Source organism: Deltaproteobacteria bacterium HGW-Deltaproteobacteria-6, assembly GCA_002840435.1.
Lineage (GTDB): Bacteria > Desulfobacterota > Syntrophia > Syntrophales > Smithellaceae > UBA8904.
Window position 1 is genome coordinate 105,214 of sequence record PHAT01000003.1, and the last position, 22,158, is coordinate 127,371.

Below are 22,158 nucleotides of genomic sequence, written 5' to 3' on the forward strand. Positions count from 1 at the left end.
TTCCCCCACTGGTCAAAAGATGTGTGTTGAGTAATTCTTCATAATTTATTTTTATTGTCAAGATAAAACCATAAAAATACAGATTAAATTCAATTCTTTTCAAGTACATATCAATTTTTTTTCTCATCGCCGGCCAGTTTGACCAGGTAATCGGACAGGCTGAAATCCTTTTGACCGCATTCATCGTGAAACCGGCTCAGCCATGTGCCCGCAAGCTGCTGGTAACTGTGGCGGTCCCGGTAAATGCAGCGGTTTTCGGGAGGATGTGATGCAAAATCGGTGATCGCGTTGAACGCGGAATAGGCGTTTTCTCCAAGCTCCTGTATGTATTGGTAACACGTGGCCTCCAGATAACTGGAGAGTGATTTCCATGCATCCGCGATTTTCCGGTCTGTCGTAATGTTCTTGGGTTCGTTGATATGCAGGACACCCTGGAGCAGCGGCAGGAAATAGGCGCGCGGCAAGGCACATTCACGCAGAACATCCATATAGTCATTAAAAACTGTTTTGACCTTTTCAAGGCGCGCATGATCGATCTCAAAAGTGATCTCCCTGCCAATGTCCCTGAACAGGTGAGCATACTTGAAACGGATGATAGCGTCGGGAACGATCATGCCGTTTTTGCAGACCTTGCGATATAAACCGATGTCGAACGTCAGCGCCCGCAATCCGTTATAGCTATTTGTCACACGGACAAACGGGCCGAATGCTTCAGGACGGCTTTGCGGGGACACCAGGGAAAAGTCAAGCACGGTGGTGTTGTGCATCAGGTCAATATTGCAATAGCTGCCGGTATGCGGCGCGTCGCTGGCAGTCACCTGCCATTCACCGGGTTGGGTTTCCGGAAAAGCCAGGCAGCAGCACTGGTATGCCCAGTCCAGCGCCTTGCTGTTTGGAACCATCCGGTAGCCCCGGCCCACGACACCCAGCACGCGGCCGCTTACGGAATTCACCAGCGCCTTCTTGTCCGGGACGGGCAGCCGGCGCTCGCCCGATTTCGTGGACATGCTGACGAAAACCGGATGTTCTTCCACCGGGAACATGATGTCAGCCAAATTTGTCAAACGCGGCATGGTTTCCCTCCTTATGTCCTGTTTTAATTTGACTGTATTCTTCAGTATCTGTTAATTCAACGGAACAACGACAGACGGGTGTCGCATTATTTTGACTCAACAGCTTTTTTCACAATTTGCACTGGTAAACGTTCATAGAATATCGAAGGAGGGACAGGATGTATCTTGACTATTAATCAGCCATGTGCCGCTGCTCGCGATACCAGCACGCGCGATTGCACCTTTAAGCTTTTTAGTTTCTTCAAATTGTTTTCCACGGCTGTCGTGCCGATGCCAACTTTTTCCTACAAGCCATTGATTGTAAGGCGCGGATCGGCGGCGATTGCATCCGGAATTTTTGTTTGATTCCGGCTCAAATCTTCTCCTCGCTTTCACCCCGCTTTTCAACCAACTTATCATTTACGGAAAACTTTTAAAATCCGGGGTACTTGTTCCGCCACTCATCCTTATCTTTAAAAAGCACAAGCAAGTCGCTCGCTACTTCTTCAATGACATTTTTCAGCTCCAATTCTTCAAGCCATTGCGATGGAATGGCATTCTGACCGAGCGCCGCTCCCAGAATATTGCCGGTAATCGAGCCGGTGCTGTCCGAATCCCCGCTATGATTGACGGCAAGGCAAATACCTTTTTCGAAATCCCCTTCCGCCGCAAGTGCACAATAAAGAGAAATGGCCAGGGCTTCTTCACCCACCCAGCCTCCGCCCATCATTTCAATTGTTTCCGGGCAGGGCATGAGTTTTTTCTTCTTCCATAAATCCAGTGCCAGTTGAATGTTGTTTTGTGTTTCTTCATGCCCCTTGTATTTTCTGAGCACTGGAAGAATCTGTTTTATCGCTTCCTCGATACTTTGCCGGGAAATGATGTTAGCGATAATTCCTGCCAGACAGCCGGCGGGAAGGTATCCCGATGGATGACCGTGTGTGATCGCAGCAGTTTCACAACCCAGTTTGAAAATGGCTTTAAGCTTATCTTTCGGTGTGGTGAAATGGCTATCCACCGCACCAAACAGCCCCGCCGGTGCAGCCCGCATAACACCGCCGCAACCCTTACTGTCATTGATCGGCTCTTTGATTGTGCCCATCTTGTCGCTTCGCAAAGCAGAAAGACAAGTATTGCCCGGCGCTCGCCGGGCGTGAAGTTCTTTGACCGTCAACAGCCACCCGTTTTGGGACACATCATAATTTTCATGCGCAGATTTTATGTTTTGAGTTGCCAGCCATCGCAGATAGGCACGATGAACCATATCATCATATGATGCAGAAATGCCGTGCTGAACTTCCCGGCAATGGGCACGAAGGAATCCTTCCACTGTGAAGAGAGTCATCTGGGTATCATCCGTAATCGCTCCTTTTCGCCCATAACAGGTCACGAAATTACTGATGCCGGTTTGACCGTATTTCCCCCTGATCGTCTGGATGGAATCAAATTCGACGGCAGCACCCAGCGCGTCGCCTGCAGCGCCTCCCAGCAGACAACCCGAGAAATGGGCTACACTCATTCGGTTATGGACCGGTCTGCACTGCAAAACATACTTTTCCTGATTGACTGTTTCTATCGTGCCTTTACGTGCTTTGCGCACTGTATGGATCGCCTCCTGTTGAGGCATGCCCATCTCGACCAGCAGCTGCGCCGCCACCATGCCTGTCCTTCCCAGACCGCCGCGGCAATGTATCAGAATCTTGCCGCCGTCCATCAGGATTTGACGCAACTTCGGCCCAGCACTTTCCCATAGTGTAATAAACCTTTCATCGGGCGGATGCACATCAACTATCGGCAGATGAAAATATTCCATCGGATAAAAACAGATTTTATTTGGATAATCCGGAATGCGTAACAGATCATATTCGTGTTCTTCCATCAGGTTGACCAGCGCCCGCGCACCCCACACCTGAATCGCTTGCAGATCCATATCCAGATCACGATTCCATACCCCGGACAATGCACTGTTAATTTTTTTGCCGGGACACAGCGTCATTCCGATGACACCCGATCCCCCGGGGATCTTCAATTCATCAATCCGCAATGGATGCAAAACACTCGTTTTAACCATATTCCTCTATTACTCGCTGATTCAACATAACAACCATGGACAGCAAGATGATTAATTCAGATACCTCACACGTATGAAATCCCTTTTTCTTCAAGAGCTATGCAGAAATCCTCACAGGTAATCCACTCCGAGCTCTTTTTTTCTGAACTTAATTGCCATACTGTTCTTGATCGTATTTGTTCAGATGTCATGTTTTTAAGCGCTTTTAATCCGCCCTTTACCCCAATGTACATTTGTGGATTTCCGTATTTGGCTACCCTGTAAAGGTTTTCAGTTGCAAAAGGGCTATTACACCAGGTAAGCTCTTCCAGTGAATGATTATACGGTTCAATGCTCCAGTTTGTTAACGCAATGAAATCGTTGATTGGTAAATACTGCCACCCCCTGCTTTCTTTTGACACAGTCACTTCCGTGTTCAGAAAATCATGATTTTTCCATCCGCCACTCACAACACCACCTCTGCCGTATTGCACGCCTATGTAATAATCGCCCGACATGCTCAATACATCAGCAACCTTGTGTTTTGGGGCTCCATCTTTTTTAGCGGTTGCTTTTTCATAGTAGTAACCTTGGAATTCACCGATGGCAAAATCAACAAGTGACAAAAGGGCATGCCTCACCTCCATATTTATGGGAGCAATCATGCCACTTGCTTCATCTCTTAAGATTTCGCGTATGATTGAAACGATCGATACGGCATCCGCATCCTCGTATGTTGACGGTTGCCAGGACACCAGGGCTTTGAAGTCGTGTTCGCGTAAATCAATTTTATCTATTTCATCATAGAAGCCAGGAGAGACCGACCAGCCGCCTTCAGACTGAGTTGCCGGCACCAGGTAAATAATCAACACCCTGTAGTCGTCAACATCTTTACGATTTTCCAGGACTTCCTGAAGCCCCTTATATTGTTCCCTGATCTGATTATCTTTTTTTGAGGACTGAATGATTTTGTTCTCAATCACAATAAACCAATTATCAATTCTTATAAGAATGTCTATGAATCCCCCCTGATAAGAAAATTCAAGCTCGACTGCCGGCAGGGAATACTCATCATCAAAGATGTTTTCCCACAACCTGCTCTTAAATTTAGCAGCCAATTCATTTAATGGCTTCGCGTGATATTTTTCCGCCACATGAGATAATAATCTGGACAGTACAGTAAATCCCAGGCCATGATCCATCTTGGGAGAAAGAAGGTATGCCAGAAACGCTGAAACAAATTCTTCACGGAACGCATGTTTACCGGATGCAATGGTTCTAAATATATTCACTCGATCTCTCCCTGTTTAAGTTGTAGATAGAATCTTTAATTTTAATGAATGCGCAGCGGGCTATGCAACAGCAAACCCAACTATTAGCGTAAGGCTATACTTACCTTAAGTCTTCCTGTCCAATTGTGTATGATAAAGAATAATCATTCCTCCTTCGCTTCCTCAACTTTGATTTTGCCGATATACTGGTACTTGTACTTGAGCGGGCAATGCTCATACGTATTTAGTTTCGAATTGGAAAAAGTGTGCATAGTTGCCTCGATGAAATTAAATAGCTTAGTAGTTAACACTGTCGGTAGCGAGAGGAGATACCTTATCTCTTCCCTCTTCATAAATATGCGCCGTCCAGTAGTCCGCCCAGTGAAGGAGAACCGTTAAAGGTTCCTCTTTGTGGGCGATGATCTTGTTATCATCAATATATTGTCCATCATGATAGGCAATGGCCTGCGCTTCAGCGTCTGTAAGCTGGATGTGTTGTGCCACAAGGTAAAGACTGCGAACAGCCAGCCCCATCGCCACCACGTCAGGACTGACCTTATAGTGTATCCCCCGGTTTTTTACCATCCATTCATTATCGTTGGGCAAATATAGTGGGTTGCCGGGCATCCCCAGTTTCCCCGCATCATGAAACAGGCCAACGATGACACAGCTTTCTTCTGTTATTGCCGGGGCAAGACATTCGCGGAACCGCAGGAGGTTTTCGGTGACGCCGATACTATGTTTCAGGAGTCCCTGCTTCTCTGCCAGATGAAACCTCGTGCTCGCCGGAGAGGTGAACCAGGTGGTCTCACTCTCCATGATATTGAGGAATCTGTTAAAAGAAGTCTTCCTCTCCACGACTTTTTGTTTTAACGCTTCATAACGATCAAGTAAGTCCATTAAAATTTATTCTGCCCTCACTTGTTATTGGTTGGTCCGGTATGCCCGTCTCCGGGATACTGATGACATGTGGCCGGCCTTTTCCGCTGCGGAGATCTGAAAGAAGGCCATGTGGATCACGGTGCTGTCATGAAGCAGCATGGAACCGACGATCTTCTTCCCTTCATAGCGGTAGTCTCGGCCATAGCCGATAGAATCGAATTTATTTTCAGTGCATTGCTTGATTTCAGCGAGAAAAGCATCAGCCTTTTCCCGTGAAGCGGTCTTACCCGTTGCCGGCTTTTCGGTCAGGGCATCCATGACATAGCTCCGAATGAGTTTCGGATGGAGTGCTGCGAATGCCTCAGTCCTGGAAACTATATCCATGCCGATGACTTTTCCGTTCACCATAACGATAAGGCCATTCTGACCGGGGATAATCGGAAAGTGGGAGAGAAATTCATCCATGTCTTCCTGTTTCGCTTCCAAGGTGTCTCTCATGGCCCCGGTAGGGGCATTCACTTTATTGGCTCTTGCCTGAAATGCAATTCCATCCCAGACGGCCCCCTGATCAGAACGGAAAGTGCGATCTGATTTCAGGTTCTCATGTACGGATGCGTTTTTGACACTTCTGAGCCTGGCCGACATGATGTAGCCTGATTCCTCAAAGTGCGATGAACCGTAAGACCAGCGGCCATGCTCAGTACAGCTCACCGGGATGGTTGTTTCCGATTTTTCCCTAAGCAGGATGGTGGTATTGAGCACCCGGTTCTGTTTGACCCCTGAGAGTTCTTCACCATCCAGCAGCAAAACGGGCTTGTCCCCCATGTTACTAACTTTCAGCTCGGGAACGTGTCCACCCTCACTGACCTCTGAAACCGTCAGAAGATTGCGTTCCATCGCCTCTTTCATAGTCCAGTAGTCCGGTCCGGAACCATTGATATTAATGATCGGAATGAGAGCCACATGTTTGTGAATTTGAATATCCCCGAACTTCAGCCCTTCCATGTGTACTTTTATGATCTCTTCCATTTTTTATACCTCCTCTTTGGCATTGACTTTAGTTGCTTTCATCTGATAGTTCTATGACATGACGACAGACGTGCGTCGCATTATTTTGACTCAACGGCTTTTTTTCACAATTTGCTCTGGTAAATGTTCATAGAATATCGAAGGAGGGACAGGCAACCATGGCCCATGAGAAGAAATTGCAGTCGAAAATGATCCGGCTAGGGCAGATCCTCAGGATCTTCATGGAGAAGGAAAAAGTTTCCAGCACCTGGCTGAGTGATTATTTCCGAACGACTCCCCGGACGATCCAGCGCGACTTGCTGCTTTTGAAGAATTCCGGTTTTCCGGTTCATGAAATCCAGAAAGGCCAGTATAAGTTAAGCAAGGACCTGATCAAGAACCTGGAAGTTTTCGATGATACTGAACTGGCACTGATGGTGGCCCTGAAGAATATTGTTGGACAATTAGGACAGCCTTTCCAGAAAGCCGCGGATGACATTCTTGACCATCTTTATGACTGTGTGACGACCATGCCGGTGTTTGTAAAGATCGACGACGCCATTCCCATGGACACTTCTTTCATTAACCGGATGGTGAAGGCCATTCGGGAGAAAAGGCAGGTCGGTTTTCAGTATGGAGGCAATAAAGGGTCACATGCCGTCCAGATGGAGCCTTACCGGGTCGTCTATTACGGCGGGTTCTGGTACCTGATCGGCAATGAACCCTCAACAGGGCTCCTCAAGCGTTACGCCCTGGATAGGATCAGGGATTTAAAGCTGTTAAAATCCGGGTTCAAGTCAATTCCGGAGAATTTGGACGCTGTCCTTAGGGGTAGCGCCAATATCTGGTTTTCCGGAAAGGCAAACCTGGAAGTCAAAGTCCTGATTGACTCAAAGGTCAGCCATTATTTTAAGCGTCGGAAGATGTTCCCGACCCAGGAGATCAAAGAGGAAAGGCCGGACGGATCATTGGTCGTCACTTTCCATGTGGGACATTACGAGGCCATCCGCGATATCCTTAAATCCTGGATTCCGCATATCATAATACTTGAACCAGAGGAGTTCAAAAGATCGCTGATAGAGAATGTTTCGGACTGGCTGAAACATCAGACTAATGAAAGTTCCGCATAAACCCTTTTACATGTATGGCTTGTACATATTTCGCACTGACTTATCGTGTGCATTAGAATAGGGTAGTTATCTACGTTATACTAATTTTGGGGGTATATTTGGGGGTATCATGAAAAATCGAATAGACGAATAATAAATTATTACTATCAGTTAAATAAAATATTCGATCCTCCTCATCCCGTAGCCATCAAAAAACCCGCTCAGAAGGCGGGTTTTTTGATGGCGCCTGCTCCGCTTTCATTTTGTGAAATCCCGACGCATCCATCCTTCTTTCCCGGAGAGATGATGGATGTGAGAAGACATTAACCGTTATTTTTTTCTTGACAAAACAATTCCCCCTGGTATACCTACCGGTAGGTATACAAAGAACCGCGGGAGGATAAAATGGCTGAACAAAAAAAACAACCGTCAGTGGATGCTGCGCCGGACATTAGAGAGAAGCTGCTGCAATCGGCTCTCCGTCTCTTTACCCAAAAGGGATATGCCTCGACCACCGTTCGGGAGATTGTGGCTGAAACGGGGGTCTCCAAGCCGGTCCTGTATTACTATTTTGAGAACAAGGAAGGGATTTACCGGGAGTTGATGCAGCGATTTCTGACCAGCATGGATTCCATCTTCGACAACGCGCCCGCGGCAGATAAGCCCATTCGCGAACAGCTCTTTCAACTGGCCGAAAAAATGTTTGTCATTGCGGTGCAAAACAGGGATGCTCTCAGGCTTCTGCATGCGATTTACTATGGTCCACCGCAGGGTGCTCCTGTTTTCGATTTCGACGCCCATTATCTGCATTCCTTTGAACATGTCCGGAAAATTGTCAGAAAGGGTATCCGCTCGGGCGAACTTGCACCGGGCCGCGAGGAGGATATCGCCTGGCTCCTCATGGCCGCAGCGCAAATCGCGATCGAGGAACAGATTTGCGACCGTCCGCCCCTCATTGACCGTCATCAACTGAAGCGTATCCTGGAAGTTCTTTTCCGGGGGATAGGAAGGAAATATGAAAAAAAGAAAAGATGACCGGAATCCGTTTTTTTCGGGATGGCTCTTCATCCTTTTGCTTCTCATCACCGCCTGCTCCGAAGAGAAGGAACCCGCATCCCCGCGGCCCGCGGTTGCCGTGGAAGCTCTCCAGGCTGCGGCAGGCCGGTGGACGGAAGGAATCAGGGTCACGGGAAATCTGACGCCGAAATATGAGGTGGCGGTCAAGTCGGAGATCATGGGCGCAGTTAGTCAGGTCTATGTGAACGAATGGACCCGCGTCGGAAAAGGCACGCCGCTTGCCCGCATCGACGACCGCGAGCAGGAGTCCGTTCTCAGGAAGGCTGAAGCGGCCGCAGCCGCCGCCAGGGCCTCTGAACTCCAGGCCCGGGTCACGGACAACCGCGCCCGTCGGGAAATGGAGCGAATGCAGAAACTTAAAGAAGCGGGGCTGGCCACCAGGCAGCAGGTCGAGGACAGCGAAACCGAGGCCGAGGCGTCCGTATCCCGCGTGGAGGCGGCAAAGGCCCAGACCCGAGCGGCGGGGGAAGATCTGCGGCAGGCAAAAATCCGTTTCACGAAATGCCTCATCACGTCTCCGATTGATGGGGTCGTTTCCTTAAGAAAAGTCAGCCCCGGAGATCTTGTCGGCGAAACGGGAACAGACAAGACTCTGTTCCACGTGGTGGACAACCGCATTCTCAATCTGACCGCATCGGTGCCCTCCACCGAGATGGCCGGTCTCCGGACGGGACAGCAAATACATTTTACGACCGACGCCTTTCCCGGCCGGACCTTCACCGGAAAAATCAAATTCATCAATCCCTCGGTGAGTGAATCGGACCGTTCCGTCAAGATCATCGCCGAAGTGAAAAACGAGCCACAGGTCCTGAAAGGCGGCCTGTTCGTCAAGGGATACATCATCACCAGCATCCGCGAAAATGTACTTCAGGTCCAGCACTCCGCCCTGATCGGGAGGAAGGATGCGCCCGGAGGAAAACTGGGAATATTGGTCGTGGAAGGAGAAACCGCACGGCTGAGGCCCGTAACGGTGGGCGGGCGCTCCGGAGATGCCGTGGAGATTCAAAGCGGCTTAAAGGCAGGTGAATGGTACATCGTGCGCGGCGGATTCAATGTGAAAGACAACGATCGCCTGGCGGTCACCCGCAGGACCGGGAGGACGCCATGATCCTGTCCGATCTGTCCATTCGCCGGCCGGTTTTTGCGACGGTGATCATGCTGGTCCTGGTGACCTTGGGCATCTTCTCGTACCGGTGGCTGTCCGTGGAAATGTATCCGAATGTCGAAATTCCATATCTTTCCATTGTCACAAAATTTCCGGGGGCCTCTCCCGAGAGCGTCGAGCGGGAGGTTTCCAAGCGCATTGAAGAGGCGGTGAATACCATTTCCGGCGTCAAGCATGTTTATTCGTTTTCACGCGAAGGCGTTTCAACGGTGATGGTCGAATTCCGCCTTGAGGAAAAGATCAACGAGGTAGCCCAGGAGACCCGGTCGAAAATCAGTGAAATCCGCAGCCAGTTTCCAAAAGGCATCGAAGAGCCGATCATCCAGAAATACGATTTCAACGCGATGCCCGTGGTGTCTCTTGCCCTGCAATCTCCCAACCTGTCTTCCCGGGAATTGACCATCCTGGCGGAGAAAAAGGTCAAGAGAAGGATCGAGAGCATCCCCGGCGTGGGCAAGGTGGATCTTGTAGGCCAGGCAAAGCGGGAAGTCAATGTCATCATTGATCCGGCGAGGCTCCAGGCGCTGGGACTGGGCATCGAATCGATCGTCAACGGACTTCGTTCCGAAAATGTCAACACGCCGCTGGGCAGACTGAACAACAAGGGAACGGAATACACGATCCGGGTATCGGGCAAACCTGCCCGGGCGGAAGACTTTAAAACCATGGTGGTGGCCCAGAGGTCCGGACGCCCCATTGCGCTTTCCGAAGTAGCCGATGTTCGGGACGGAACCGAGGAGCGACGCTCGCTCGGGATGGTCAACGGCGTCCCGGCTGTGGCTTTTGATATCCGGAAACAATCGGGAGCCAATGTCGTCCAACTGGTAGACGAGATCAAAAAGAGGATCTCCGCCATTCAGGCCGAACTTCCCCCCGGCGTCACGCTGACCCTGGTGCGCGATGCCTCGATCGCCACCCGGGAATCTCTCAAAGACGTGCAGCAGTCGCTGCTGATCGGCGCGGTCCTGACGATCCTGATCGTCTTTTGCTTTATCAACTCTTGGCGCTCTACCGTGATCACGGGCCTGACGCTTCCGATATCCGTGATTTCGTCATTCATCGTCATGAAGTTCATGGGAATGTCGCTCAACATGATGACAATGATGGCACTTTCGCTGGCCATCGGCCTCCTGATCGACGACGCGATTGTTGTCCGGGAGAATATCGTGCGCCATCTCGAAAACGGGGAAGATCACTTCACCGCGGCGCGCAACGGAACGAGCGAAATCGGTCTGGCGGTTTTTGCCACCTCGATGTCGATTGTGGCCGTCTTCGTTCCGGTCGCTTTCATGAAGGGCATCGTCGGGCGGTTCTTCTTCCAGTTCGGAATCACCGTGGCATTTGCCGTCCTGGTTTCTCTCCTGGTTTCGTTCACGCTTGATCCGATGCTTTCATCCCGCTGGCACGATCCGGCCATCGAAATGAAAGGTCGCCGGCGGGGGCTTGCCGCTTACCTTGACCGTTTCAACCGTGGTTTTGATCACATCGCGGACCGGTATCAAAGCCTGATCGGCTGGGTCCTGGACCGGCGAAAAAAGGTCATGATCACGGCCGGGGCGGCTTTTGTGGCGGGCCTGGCCGTCTTCGCCCTGCTTGAATCGAATTTCATGCCGACGTTCGACACGTCGGAATTTCAGGTCTTCTTCAAAACGGCGCCCGACGCATCCATCACCGAAAGCGAAGACAGGCTCAATGCCATGCTGGCTGTGGTCCGGGAATTCCCGGAAGTCGCGCATACCTATGCGTCAATCGGGGCCGGGGACAACGGCACGGTCCGCAGCGGCATCCTGTATGTCAAGCTCAAGGAGCAGAGGGAGCGCAACTTAAGCCAGGCCGAGCTTCAGCGCCTCGTCCGGGAACGGATGCAGAAAATCTCCGGAATTCTGATTGCGGTCACGGAGGCCGACCGGCTGGATGGAGAGCAAAAAGTACTGAATGTCACCATCCGGGGCGCCGATATCGATCGCCTCAAAGACTACGCGAGAAGGCTCCGGGACGAAATGTACGGCATCCGGGGGATTGTGGATCTGGAGATCAGCATGGAACACGATATCCCGGAATACCGCCTGACGGTGGACCGGGACAAGGCCTTAAACGCAGGCGTTGTAACCGATGATGTCGTGAAAACGGTCGGAGCTTTAGTGGGGGGCGAAGTTGTTTCCACCTACGAGGACGAGGACGGCGACGCTGTGGATATCCGGGTGCGGCTGCCCGAAGATCTCCGCCGGAATCCGGATCAGGTCAAAAATCTGCAACTGGTCCTGGCAGGACAGGGCGCAGGTCCGGTCCTCCTGCCTCTGGAAAACATCGTGACCTATGAATCTCATGAAACCCCGTCGGAGATCAACCGTCAGGACATGACGCGCCAGATTACCATCAGCGGCAACCTGGAGGGACTTCCTCTCGGGACCGCCGTGGAACGCATCAAAGCAGCGTCCAAAAAAATTAACTTTGAACCGGGATACAGCGTAGGATTTGTCGGGGAATCGGAAGACATGAGGGAATCCTTCGCCTACCTGGGAGAAGCCCTGATCCTTGCCGTCCTGTTTGTTTATTTTATCCTGGCGGCCCAGTTTGAATCATTTCTTGAACCGCTCGCCATCATGTTTTCGCTGCCGTTGTCGATCATCGGCATGGCCGGCATGCTTTTCCTGACGGGGGATACGATCAATATCATGTCGCTCATTGGTCTCATCATGCTGATGGGCCTGGTAACAAAAAATGCGATCCTGCTTGTGGATTACATCAAGGTCCTGCGTAGCCGCGGCATGGACCGGCGGGAGGCCGTTGCAACGGCCGGACGCACGAGGCTGAGGCCGATATTAATGACCACACTGGCCATGATTTTCGGGATGCTTCCACTGGCCTTCAAAATCGGGACCGGCGCCGAGATGAGGGCGCCCATGGCCCGCGCCGTCATCGGGGGTCTTCTGACCTCGACACTCCTGACGCTGGTGGTCGTTCCGGTCATGTACACGCTGGTGGACGATGCCGCCGTCCGGATGAGAAAACTTTTTGGTAAAAAGGAGTCCATGTCATGAAGAAAGTGCACTTCCTGCTGTTTTTCATCGGGGCGGTTCTGCTTGCGGCACCCCAGGCGGGAGCCCAGGTTCGCGTTCTGACCATCGAGGAAGCCGTCGCCATCGCCACCGACAGCAACCGGGATCTCCAGAAGGCCCGGGAAAACATCAACTGGGCGAAGGGAAAGTACATCGAGGAGCGGGCGGCCGCGCTGCCGCAGGTCACGATTACCGGACTGGCTGCGCGCGAAAAAGACGACAGCCAGAGCCTTTATGCGCCGATCATGGCCGAACGGGTTCAGAAGTTCATGGGCGATGTCGGCGTCACACAGCCCCTTTTCACGTGGGGACAGGTCAGCTCCGCCATAAGGGCGGCAGGCGCGGGCTTCGAGTCTGCCAAAGAGCAGGTGCGATTCTATGCGCAGGCCGCAAGAAGGGACACGACCGCCGCTTTTTACGACGTTCTCCTTGCCCGTGAGCTTCATCTCCTGGCAAAACAGAATGAAGAACAGAAGAAGCGGCATTTGAACGAGGCCGGCCGCAAACATGAATTGGGCACGGCGACCGACTATGACGTGCTCGCCGCAGATGTCGCCGTCCGGAACGCCCGTCCTGAAGTCATCCGGACGGAAAACCAAGTTCACATTGCGCGGGAGAGGCTCCGCCACCTTCTGGCCCTGAGCGAAGAGGTGGATGTCGCGGGCAGCCTCGATGCCCGGTTTGTACCCCGCCCAGCTTACGAAGACGTGGTTGACCGGGCGCAAAAGCAGCGTCCGGAGCTTACCGATCTGCGTCACCGCATCAACATGTCCGCCGATCTGGTCAGGGTAGCCAATGCCGGCAACAAGCCCCGCCTGGATGCCCGGGGCGGATACGGGTGGCGAAGCCTGGAAGTACTGGACCAGAAGTCCGACGGGCCTGCGTGGAGCATCGGCGTTCAACTCAGTTTCCCGATCTTTGACGGACTACGGACCAGGGGACGCGTCGCCCAAGCCACAAGCGACCATCGACGCCTCCAGATTGAAGAGGCAAAGCAGACGGACACCATCGCGCTCGAAGCAAGGGATGCCCTGAATGCGGTGAAGGAAGCGGAAGAAATCGTCCGGTCGATGTCGGGCACGGTAACCCTTGCCGAACGCCTTCTGGCGATGTCCGAAAAGGGTTACGTCCTGGGTGTCAAGATTCGTCTGGAGGTTGATGATGCGGAGTTCAATCTCCTCCAGGCGAAAGGCAACCTGAGCCGTGCGAAACGAAACTACCTGTTGTCTTTGACGCAGCTGGATTGGGTGATGGGTGTTCTCGGGGAAAAACCTGAGCCGTAAATGCCCTGAAGACTCCTTTGAAAATTGCATAAAGATTTGACCGGCGCCCCGGATAAGGCCCGGTCAGTCTCCGGCATCCGGAATGAAGAATGGACGGCTGTTCCCGGCCGGCTCCTGATCATGAAATGCTTCCGTTTCCACACGCGCTCATCCCCGCGGCCGTGTGTTTTGTGGTGCTTCATTACCGGGCGTGTTCATATTTGTTTTCATGGACGTGGTAGGTGACCCGGGCATCCGGTCCCCGTGTCCGCGAAAAGACAAATCGCGCTTCCCCCTTGCGAACCTCGTAAGTGATCTTCTTGTACGCATCCTCTTTACCGTCGTTGACCAGTTCGGGTGGAACCGTACGCAGGTACAGGGGAACAAGGTCCTGGAGCCTGTCGGGAAAGTTTCCCCGTTCTGTCTTGTACTTGATGAGGACGGGACGAAGCGCGCTTAATGTCTGCATCCTCTGTTTGGTCAGTTCCTGCAATCCCTGATCACTGACGGAAACGGCGTGAAACATGATGAAGAAGGCGACGATGCAGCCCAGTCCGATGATCAGGTTGTCGCCGGTTTCCTTGGTTCTGACCATCTGAATGACCGCCTTGAGGCCGGTCACGCCAAAATAAACCATCGCGATAAACGTGACAATGCCGGTGGCAAACGTATCGAGTTTCAACGCCGCAGCGTAAGCCGCAATAATGAAGATGGCCGAAACGATCAGAAAAATTTTTACTCTTTTGTCCATGCGAGTTCTCACCTTTTATTTTCTGCACTGCCGAATTTGAAAATCAAATGCAACGAAAGACGTGCAAACGCTTTTTCAATCCCCGCTTTTTTCATCACCGGGAACATTGTATCAACCGCGGAAAAGAAATTCAACCGTCATTGATTATCGTTTACATCAAAACCTGTGAAAGTCTATATGACAGATGAATGACTACTATTTTTTCTTCAATTCCAGTTTTTTCACGAAGGAAGCAAAAATGTTCTTGAAGACTTGCCGAAATTGCGGGAAAGGTTTATAGGAATACATAAACTATCTCTTAGTTTTGACCCCGGCCCAAAACCATTTGAAGACATACGCCTTGCCGCGTATCGGCACAGACCGGAAGCAGGACAACATGATTATCGATTCCCATTACCACTATATGACCGGTATGACCGAAAAAGCAGCCGCTGAGATGGTTGGTATGATTGCCCATGAAGCGAAAATAATAGGGACGAATCCGGACTATGACGCTCTGTTAAAAACCGCCGGGGAGACCTGGGGAGATCCGCTGGCAGACCGGCTCATCGACAGAATGGACGAAGGGGGCATTGACATCACCGTTGCCGTGAATGTGGACAACATACAAATTAAATATTTTACTCCCGAAATAATGCAAAAGCAAAACCGGATGCTGGGCGGCAACGCCCGGGCGCTTTTCGGACTGGCGGATGCTTCACCCAATTGATGACGGGGACATCATCATTTTCCGGATTTGGCATGAATAATATTTATCGTTTGCAGGGAACGGTTTAAAACCGTAACCCTGCAATTGGAAATTGAATACGTCTTTACCCACCCCAAAGGAGATATTCAATGTTCAAAAATATATTTTCACCCATCCGCATCGGTCAGCTGGAAATCCCCAACAGACTGGTCGTCCCGGCCATGGTCATGAACTTTTGCAATGCCGATGGCACGGCCACGGAGCGATACACGGCCTATCATGAGTCGAAGGCCAGAGGCGGCTGGGGCCTGATCATTACGGAAGATTATGCGGTGTCCCCTACCGGAAAAGGTTTTCCGAATATCCCGGGGCTCTGGTGCGACGACCAGATCGTAAGCCACGCAAAATTCACCGAAAGGATCCATGAAAAAGGCGGCCGGATTTTCGCCCAGATCTATCATGCCGGACGACAGACTTCCCGGTTTTGCATCGGCAGCCAGCCTGTCGCGCCGTCACCTATTGCCTGCCCGATGATGCAGGAGATTCCCCGCGAACTCGATCATGACGGCATTGCCGAAATTGTTGAACAATTCGGTCAGTGCGCGCGCCGGGCAAAAGAAGCGGGATTTGACGGTATTGAAATCCACGGCGGCCACGGCTATTTGATTGCCCAGTTCATGTCTCTGTATTCCAACAAGAGAACCGACGCATACGGAGGAAGCTTGCCAAACAGGATGCGTTTCCCCTTGGAAATTCTGGCCAACATCCGCGCCCGGGTCCGGAAAGACTTCCCGGTCATTTTCAGAATATCGGGTGACGAACTGGTGCCCGGAGGACGGAATATTGAAGACACAAAGGCCATCACGCGGATGCTGGAAGAGGCGGGAATCGATGCCCTCCACATCTCCGCCGGCACGTATGGCAGCTTTTACAGCATTGCGCCGCCTGCCGCGGTCAGCCATGGCTGGATTACCGATTATGCCCGGGAGGTAAAAAGCGTTGTTCAAATTCCGGTCATCACGGTCGGGCGGATCAACGATCCTTTTCTTGCCGAAGAAGTTCTCGCCTCCGGCAAAGCCGATTTGGTGGCCATGGGCAGGGCTTCTCTTGCCGATCCCGAGTTTCCCAGCAAAGCCGCAAAAGGTGAGATTGCCGATATCAACACGTGCATCGGCTGCCTGCAGGGCTGCATTGGCCGAATATCCCTTTACCAGCCCGCCACCTGCATGGTCAATCCCACGCTGGGAAAAGAAACAGAGCTTCGGATCAAACAGGCCAATACACGCAAGAAAGTTTTCATTGCCGGTGGAGGCCCTGCCGGCATGGAGGCCGCCATGGTCGCAGCTATTCGCGGGCATGAAGTTCACCTTTTTGAAAAATCCCCAAAGCTTGGCGGACAATTTGATACCGCCGCCATCCCGCCGCATAAAGGTGAAATTGCCCAATTCATCATCTGGCAAAAAAAGCAACTGGCCGATCACCGTGTTTCCATCCATCTTCAAACAGAATTGACGGAGAGCATTGTCAGTGAGCAGAAACCCGATGTGGTGGTGATCGCCACGGGAAGCAAGCCGCTTTCTATGGCTCTATCCTGCCCTCCCAAAGTCAACCTTGTGCATGCCCGGGATATTCTGGAAGGAAAAGCCAATGCCAAAGGCCGTGTGGCCATCATCGGCGGCGGAATGATCGGCACGGAAACCGCTAACCATCTGGCCCATCACGGTAAACAGGTAACGATTGTAGAAATGCTGGCCGAGATCGCCAGCGACGTGACACTCTCGGCCAGAGCGTTTTTAATGAAAGATCTGGCGGCAAAAAACGTCCGGATCTGCGTCAACGCCAGGGTCAAAGCCCTTGGGCCCGACGGCCTGATGATTGAAAAAGACGGCCGCGAAGAAAACATCGGTTCCTACGATACGATTGTTCTGGCCATGGGTGTTGAGCCAGAAAACGAACTTTCCGGAATATTGGCCGGAAAAGTCCCGGAACTGATCACGATCGGCGATGCCTCAAAAATCCGCAAAGCCCTGGATGCCATTGCCGAAGGATACATGACCGGGTTGAAGATTTAAGAGCGTGAAGCGTAAGAGAAATCCGGTTACCCGGCGCCAATTTTCGATCGCCAGTATTTTTTTAACTCAGAGAAAAGATAATTCATTTGCTTTTGCCCATTAATGAAATCGTCTCTTTATTCCTCTTGCTTGCCCATTGCGGGTCTTATAAAATCTGATAAATTATAGAGGCTTTCTAACATCCGCTCTGCATATGGTGACTCATATTTCATTGACATATCAATCTATTGTTGCTTATACTCCCTCCCGCCAAAAGTAACATCCCATTAAGCCAAGAGCCACAGGTTACGGGGAATGACTGAACAGGAATCCATATCGGCCCAAAAGGCGCCACTGAAGCTTTCGGTCATCATCCCTTCGTACAACGAGGGGATGACACTGCTGGTTCTCCTGCAAAAAGTGCTGGCCGTATCCGTCGTGCAGGAAGTGATCGTTGTGGACGACGGCTCCACGGACCTTACTCCCCGGCTCCTCGACCCTTTCCGGAATAAGGAAGGAATCAAGATTATCCACTGTGGAAGAAATGTCGGAAAGGGAGCGGCCATCCGGCTTGCCCTTCCGGAAGTAACGGGGGACCTCGTTATCATCCAGGACGCGGATCTGGAACTCGACCCGCAGGATTACCTGAAAATGATCGCCTGTCACGAGGCGACCGGCTGTCCCGTCGTTTACGGCTCAAGGAAAGTCAACGGCGACATCCCACCTCTCATCCGCTTTCGCCTAGCGCGGAAAGTACTGAGCCTGCTCGCCAACATCCTGTATGGGCAGCGGATAACGGACGAACCCGTCTGCTACAAAATGTTTGAAACGAGCCTGCTGAAGTCCATTCCTCTGACGTGCGAAGGATTTGAATTCTGCCCGGAGGTCACCGCGAAAATCGCCAGACGCGGCATCCGGATCGAGGAGGTCCCCATCCGTTATTATCCCCGATCCTATAAAGAAGGTAAAAAAATAAGCTGGAAAGACGGTCTGGTCGCCGTGTGGACACTGCTCAAGTACCGCTCCGTCGGTTGATCTCCATCAAGGATCACTTTTATGGATATGGATAAGATTATCGTCCGCCCCTTCGAGGAAAAGGACCGGGAGTCGATCCGCCGGATCGCCCGGGAAACCGGCCTCAAGGGAAATCCAACCCGTCTTTTTTTCGAGGATGAGGAAATCATCCCCCTTCTCTACGTTGATTATTATCTCGACTATGAGCCCGATGCCTGCTTCGTTGCCGAGGACGGCGGCCGGATTGTGGGTTATGAAGTCGGCAGCCTGAATCCCCGGCTGCGGCGACGGATCATGTGGACCCGTATCTACCCGCGTGTCGCCCTGCGCATTGCAGGAAAGATCCTGACCCTGCAATACCGGGAAAAGGAAACCTTCCGGACCCTGTGGTGGATCGTTTCTGGTTCCTGGAAAGAAGCCCTGCCCGACCCCCCGGAACGATACTGTGCCCACCCCCATTTCAATATGGCAAAAGATTACCGCAGCCGGAACGTGGGACGGAGGCTCGCGTTAACATTCCGCCGATACGTCATATCGAAGGGGGTTAAAGGGCTCCACACGATCATCCGTGAACCGGAAGGACAGGAGGCCCTTTCGGCCTTCCTCTGCCGGGAAATGGGCTATCGGATCGTTGCCGTCCGGCGCAACACATTATGGGAAAAGTCAACCGGTTGCAAATGGTATGCGCGGCTGCTGCTCTGCGACGTGAAACCGCTTACCGGAGAGGAGGAGCATGAAACTCGCCTCCGCTGATGCAATCTGCCGGTACTACCCCCACATCTATATATCACCGCACATGGACGACGCCGTCCTGTCCTGCGGCGGCAGAATTGCCATGCAGTCGGCGCAGGGAGAAAGCGTTCTGGTGGTCACCATCTTCTCCGAAATCGACGAAGCAAAGGCGGCTGCCATGATGCCGGGAATGCCGCCTTGCGGCCTTCGGGAAATGCAGGACAATGATGAGACCGCACTGGAACGCCTGGGGGTCGATCATCTCCGGTTGAATTACCAGGATGGCGCCTTCCGGCAAAACTTTCCTGTCCTGCGTTACGGCTCCCACCTGCGCTCGGCAAGACGGTTTGCCGGCGTCCTGAAAATGATCCGGACCGACCTGGAACGGATTTGCTCCGCCGCCGCCTGCCGGAATCTTTACTTCCCCCTCGGCATCGGCCAGCATATTGATCATCACCTTGCCTACCTGATTGGCGATCAGTTCAGGCAATATCCGGGTGACCATCCCTCTGTCTTCTTCTACGAGGACATCCCCTATGTATTCATTCCCCACGCCCTGGACTACCGCCTCCGTTTAACCGGTCTTGCCGCTTTGCCGGAATCTGGCGGACCGGTATCCGTCCGCAAGAAAATCATGGCCATTTACCGGTCGGTCCGCAATCTCCCCACGCTGACCGGAAACCGGATCGGCCGGAAAGCGGCGCTTCTTGCCGCGCTTTCGGCGGGGATCATCTGCATGGAAACCGCCGGGAAGCTAAACCGATACCAAAGCAGCAACCGCCTACAGCCGGAGGTCATTGATGCCGCCTCTTTTTTTGAAAAAAAGACGGCAGCCATCCGGGACTATCAGTCGCAGATCAATATTTTTTTCGAAAACGAAGCGGCGCTCAGACGGTCACTTAAGGAGTACTCGCGGAACATCGGCGGATCGGCGGAACAATATCTGGAACGCTGCTGGAAAAAAGTCGGGAGAGACTGAATGAACAAAAAAAAGAAACCCGCAGCAATATCTAAAACACCGGCGCAGGCGCCTGCGGTAAAACAGGAATCCTTCATCGAACAATATGCCTGGTTGCTCCTCGTCCTGATTCTACTTTGCGCCCTTGTCCTGCGGATTGCCGCCTTGTTTGATCTGAGCCAAACCATCTACGTCGACTATATGCTCTGGGATGAGCGGCCCTATCATGATCTTGCCGTTCAGATCGCCAACGGAACCTTTGCCAGCCGGGAGGTTTACGCATTCGCGCCGTTGTTTGCCTACCTCCTGGCCGGTATCTACGGTCTTTTCTCACCGGAGATCTTCTATATCCGTATCTTGAACATCATTTTCGGAGTCCTCACCTGCTGGGTTATCTATGGAATAGGCGCGAGGCTGGGCGGGAAAAAAATCGGCTTATTGGCCTGTCTCCTGGCCGCCCTCTACAAAACTTTTATTTTATACAGCATCGTGCCCCTTAAGGAATCTTTGACTGTCCTGCTGTTCGCCCTGACAGCCTTATTGCTCCTGGCGTCCATTGAAAATAAAAAGGCCCTGATGTCCACAGGTCTTTTGGGTCTGGTTTCAGGACTGCTGTTTAACGTCAGACCGAATGCCGTGATCCTCGTCCCCGTTCTGATGCTGCTGATCATCTGGCACCGGCGCCAAAACGGTGATAAGGTCCGAACCGTCTCAACTCATTTCGTACTCTACCTGCTTGGTTTGTGGATCGCTATCGCCCCTTTCGTGATCCGGAACTACGTGGTCGCCGGTAAATTCGCCTTTACCACCTCGCAATCCGGATTTAACCTCTATCTGGGAAACAATCCGGCAAATCCCGATCCCTATTACCGCCCCGTCCCCTTTGCCTTGCCCTCGCCTTATGAGCAGGGAATCCATTTCACCATCGAAGCCGGCCGGAGAACGGGGAAAATCCTGAGTGCGACGGAAGCATCGGACTACTGGACAAAAGAGACCATCCGCCTGGCCCTCGAATCGCCCGGGGCCTTCGCCTGGAAGATTGTCCGGAAAACCTTTGCCGTGGTAAACCGCTTCGAAGCCTGCGACCACTACGATATTGATTTTATCAGCAATTTCGCACGATATTTCAAACTGCCCTTCTTCAGTTTCTGGTTCATTTTCCCGCTGGGGATGGCGGCTATCGTATTTCGGCTCTTTCACGACCGGAAGACACGGGCGCTCGGGCTGGTCCTTGCGGCATACGCATCAACGCTCATTATCTTCTTCACCAACGCCAGGTACCGGATACCGATGCTTTCCATCCTGATTCCTTACGCCGCCCTGGCGTGCGCCGATCTGCCGGGAATGCTCCGGCAGCGCCGCTTCCGTCGAGCGGCCATCTTCAGCTCCGCCGTTTTCGTCCTGGCGCTCGTTGAATTCCTCCCCATCCGGGGAACCGACGACCGGACGGCCTATTACAACACACATGCCGTCATCCTCAACTCCAAAGGCCTTGAAAACGAGGCCATCCTCTACTGGCGGCAGGCTTCGGAGATGAACCAGTCCTTCTCAGCCTTCGCCAACCTGGCTCTGGCCGGCAAATACGCGAAGCGGGGTCTCATTTCGGAGGCATACGGTTATCTTGACCGTATTCCTGACAACTCCTTTGCCGCGGCTCCAAAATACAATATCATGGGGGATATCCTGATGCGGCAGCAGAAGACCGGGGAAGCGGCACGAGCCTATGAGCGTTCCCTTGAAATCAACTCCGGTCAGAGGCAGGCGCTCTTCAAGTTGATCCGGATTTATCAAAAAACGGACCCCGCGAAAGCCGCCGCATGGGAGGCGCGATTCAAATACGTTTCCAGCCTTTACCCGGCAAGGCAGAAAACCGCAGAAGCAAGGTGATCCGGACAAGGCGGCAACCGGATTTTTCCAGTCAGCGATGCAGTGTCTCCGGATGCTGAGGGCAAATATGCAGCGGCGTGCAATTCGCTGATAATTTTATTATGCTGATGGAGAAGATGAGCGGAGCATTTTCGAAAGATCA

Annotated in this window: 17 protein-coding genes; 11 read left to right on the forward strand and 6 right to left on the reverse strand. The window is 52.2% G+C overall.

From position 1 onward, the window contains the following. Positions 1 to 110: 110 nt before the first annotated feature. The 5 genes from CVU71_07305 to CVU71_07325 all read right to left on the reverse strand — a co-directional run bounded on the left by CVU71_07305 (position 111) and on the right by CVU71_07325 (position 6,284). Complete coding sequence (locus CVU71_07305; protein ID PKN19307.1) at positions 111 to 1,073, reverse strand: hypothetical protein; 963 nt, start codon at positions 1,071 to 1,073, stop codon at positions 111 to 113. A 412-nt stretch (positions 1,074 to 1,485) separates the two neighbouring features. Continuing rightward, the gene (locus tag CVU71_07310) at positions 1,486 to 3,123 is read right to left on the reverse strand and encodes an ADP-ribosyl-(dinitrogen reductase) hydrolase (protein PKN19308.1); all 1,638 of its coding nucleotides are present in this window, start codon (positions 3,121 to 3,123) and stop codon (positions 1,486 to 1,488) included. Between the two features lie 65 nt (positions 3,124 to 3,188). Beyond that, positions 3,189 to 4,394, reverse strand: a complete 1,206-nt coding sequence (locus CVU71_07315; protein ID PKN19309.1) for a hypothetical protein — start codon at positions 4,392 to 4,394, stop codon at positions 3,189 to 3,191. 276 nt (positions 4,395 to 4,670) lie between these two features. Continuing rightward, entirely contained in the window at positions 4,671 to 5,273 is a 603-nt protein-coding gene (locus tag CVU71_07320; protein PKN19310.1) for a phosphohydrolase, read from the reverse strand. A gap of 24 nt (positions 5,274 to 5,297) precedes the next feature. Next, entirely contained in the window at positions 5,298 to 6,284 is a 987-nt protein-coding gene (locus CVU71_07325) for a hypothetical protein (protein ID PKN19311.1), read from the reverse strand. Positions 6,285 to 6,442: 158 nt separating this feature from the next. On the opposite strand from CVU71_07325, the gene CVU71_07330 reads away from it, so the two are divergent. From CVU71_07330 to CVU71_07350, 5 genes are all read left to right on the forward strand, one after another. After that, positions 6,443 to 7,393: a transcriptional regulator gene (locus tag CVU71_07330; protein PKN19312.1), complete on the forward strand. Its 951-nt coding sequence runs from the start codon at positions 6,443 to 6,445 to the stop codon at positions 7,391 to 7,393. Between the two features lie 384 nt (positions 7,394 to 7,777). After that, a complete protein-coding gene (locus tag CVU71_07335; protein ID PKN19313.1) occupies positions 7,778 to 8,407 on the forward strand; it encodes a TetR/AcrR family transcriptional regulator in 630 nt (209 codons plus the stop codon). After that, the gene (locus CVU71_07340; GenBank protein ID PKN19314.1) at positions 8,388 to 9,557 is read left to right on the forward strand and encodes an efflux RND transporter periplasmic adaptor subunit; all 1,170 of its coding nucleotides are present in this window, start codon (positions 8,388 to 8,390) and stop codon (positions 9,555 to 9,557) included. Before CVU71_07335 ends, CVU71_07340 begins: the two co-directional genes overlap by 20 nt. Beyond that, on the forward strand, positions 9,554 to 12,655 hold the full coding sequence (locus CVU71_07345) for an AcrB/AcrD/AcrF family protein (protein ID PKN19315.1): 3,102 nt from the start codon (positions 9,554 to 9,556) through the stop codon (positions 12,653 to 12,655). Before CVU71_07340 ends, CVU71_07345 begins: the two co-directional genes overlap by 4 nt. After that, positions 12,652 to 13,956 carry a TolC family protein gene (locus CVU71_07350; GenBank protein PKN19316.1) on the forward strand — a complete coding sequence of 435 codons (1,305 nt, stop codon included), beginning with the start codon at positions 12,652 to 12,654 and terminating at the stop codon, positions 13,954 to 13,956. The genes CVU71_07345 and CVU71_07350 overlap by 4 nt, the downstream gene beginning before the upstream one ends. A 181-nt stretch (positions 13,957 to 14,137) precedes the next feature. On the opposite strand, the gene CVU71_07355 is transcribed toward CVU71_07350, so the two are convergent. Further along, the gene (locus CVU71_07355; protein PKN19317.1) at positions 14,138 to 14,686 is read right to left on the reverse strand and encodes a hypothetical protein; all 549 of its coding nucleotides are present in this window, start codon (positions 14,684 to 14,686) and stop codon (positions 14,138 to 14,140) included. Positions 14,687 to 14,990: 304 nt separating this feature from the next. Here CVU71_07355 and CVU71_07360 point away from each other — a divergent pair, with 304 nt between their 5' ends. From CVU71_07360 to CVU71_07385, 6 genes are all read left to right on the forward strand, one after another. Further along, the gene (locus CVU71_07360; protein ID PKN19318.1) at positions 14,991 to 15,395 is read left to right on the forward strand and encodes a hypothetical protein; all 405 of its coding nucleotides are present in this window, start codon (positions 14,991 to 14,993) and stop codon (positions 15,393 to 15,395) included. 128 nt (positions 15,396 to 15,523) lie between these two features. Next, the gene (locus tag CVU71_07365) at positions 15,524 to 17,446 is read left to right on the forward strand and encodes an NADH:flavin oxidoreductase (protein PKN19319.1); all 1,923 of its coding nucleotides are present in this window, start codon (positions 15,524 to 15,526) and stop codon (positions 17,444 to 17,446) included. 294 nt (positions 17,447 to 17,740) lie between these two features. Continuing rightward, positions 17,741 to 18,460 (forward strand): glycosyl transferase, encoded by a 720-nt coding sequence (locus CVU71_07370; GenBank protein PKN19320.1) that lies wholly within the window; start codon positions 17,741 to 17,743, stop codon positions 18,458 to 18,460. Positions 18,461 to 18,481: 21 nt separating this feature from the next. After that, a complete protein-coding gene (locus tag CVU71_07375; GenBank protein PKN19321.1) occupies positions 18,482 to 19,192 on the forward strand; it encodes a hypothetical protein in 711 nt (236 codons plus the stop codon). After that, positions 19,173 to 20,150, forward strand: a complete 978-nt coding sequence (locus tag CVU71_07380; protein PKN19322.1) for a hypothetical protein — start codon at positions 19,173 to 19,175, stop codon at positions 20,148 to 20,150. The genes CVU71_07375 and CVU71_07380 overlap by 20 nt, the downstream gene beginning before the upstream one ends. Then, positions 20,151 to 22,016, forward strand: coding sequence for a hypothetical protein (locus CVU71_07385; GenBank protein ID PKN19323.1), 1,866 nt, complete (start codon positions 20,151 to 20,153; stop codon positions 22,014 to 22,016). Positions 22,017 to 22,158 lie beyond the last annotated feature (142 nt).

Bases quoted from the DNA above. Each gene is read 5' to 3' on its own strand.
- CVU71_07385 (PKN19323.1), top strand. From the start codon at position 20,151: ATGAACAAAAAAAAGAAACCCGCAGCAATATCTAAAACACCGGCGCAG.
- CVU71_07310 (PKN19308.1), bottom strand. From the start codon at position 3,123: ATGGTTAAAACGAGTGTTTTGCATCCATTGCGGATTGATGAATTGAAG.
- CVU71_07305 (PKN19307.1), bottom strand. From the start codon at position 1,073: ATGCCGCGTTTGACAAATTTGGCTGACATCATGTTCCCGGTGGAAGAA.
- CVU71_07350 (PKN19316.1), top strand. From the start codon at position 12,652: ATGAAGAAAGTGCACTTCCTGCTGTTTTTCATCGGGGCGGTTCTGCTT.
- CVU71_07325 (PKN19311.1), bottom strand. From the start codon at position 6,284: ATGGAAGAGATCATAAAAGTACACATGGAAGGGCTGAAGTTCGGGGAT.
- CVU71_07345 (PKN19315.1), top strand. From the start codon at position 9,554: ATGATCCTGTCCGATCTGTCCATTCGCCGGCCGGTTTTTGCGACGGTG.
- CVU71_07370 (PKN19320.1), top strand. From the start codon at position 17,741: ATGACTGAACAGGAATCCATATCGGCCCAAAAGGCGCCACTGAAGCTT.
- CVU71_07320 (PKN19310.1), bottom strand. From the start codon at position 5,273: ATGGACTTACTTGATCGTTATGAAGCGTTAAAACAAAAAGTCGTGGAG.
- CVU71_07365 (PKN19319.1), top strand. From the start codon at position 15,524: ATGTTCAAAAATATATTTTCACCCATCCGCATCGGTCAGCTGGAAATC.
- CVU71_07335 (PKN19313.1), top strand. From the start codon at position 7,778: ATGGCTGAACAAAAAAAACAACCGTCAGTGGATGCTGCGCCGGACATT.
- CVU71_07355 (PKN19317.1), bottom strand. From the start codon at position 14,686: ATGGACAAAAGAGTAAAAATTTTTCTGATCGTTTCGGCCATCTTCATT.
- CVU71_07340 (PKN19314.1), top strand. From the start codon at position 8,388: ATGAAAAAAAGAAAAGATGACCGGAATCCGTTTTTTTCGGGATGGCTC.
- CVU71_07375 (PKN19321.1), top strand. From the start codon at position 18,482: ATGGATATGGATAAGATTATCGTCCGCCCCTTCGAGGAAAAGGACCGG.
- CVU71_07330 (PKN19312.1), top strand. From the start codon at position 6,443: ATGGCCCATGAGAAGAAATTGCAGTCGAAAATGATCCGGCTAGGGCAG.
- CVU71_07380 (PKN19322.1), top strand. From the start codon at position 19,173: ATGAAACTCGCCTCCGCTGATGCAATCTGCCGGTACTACCCCCACATC.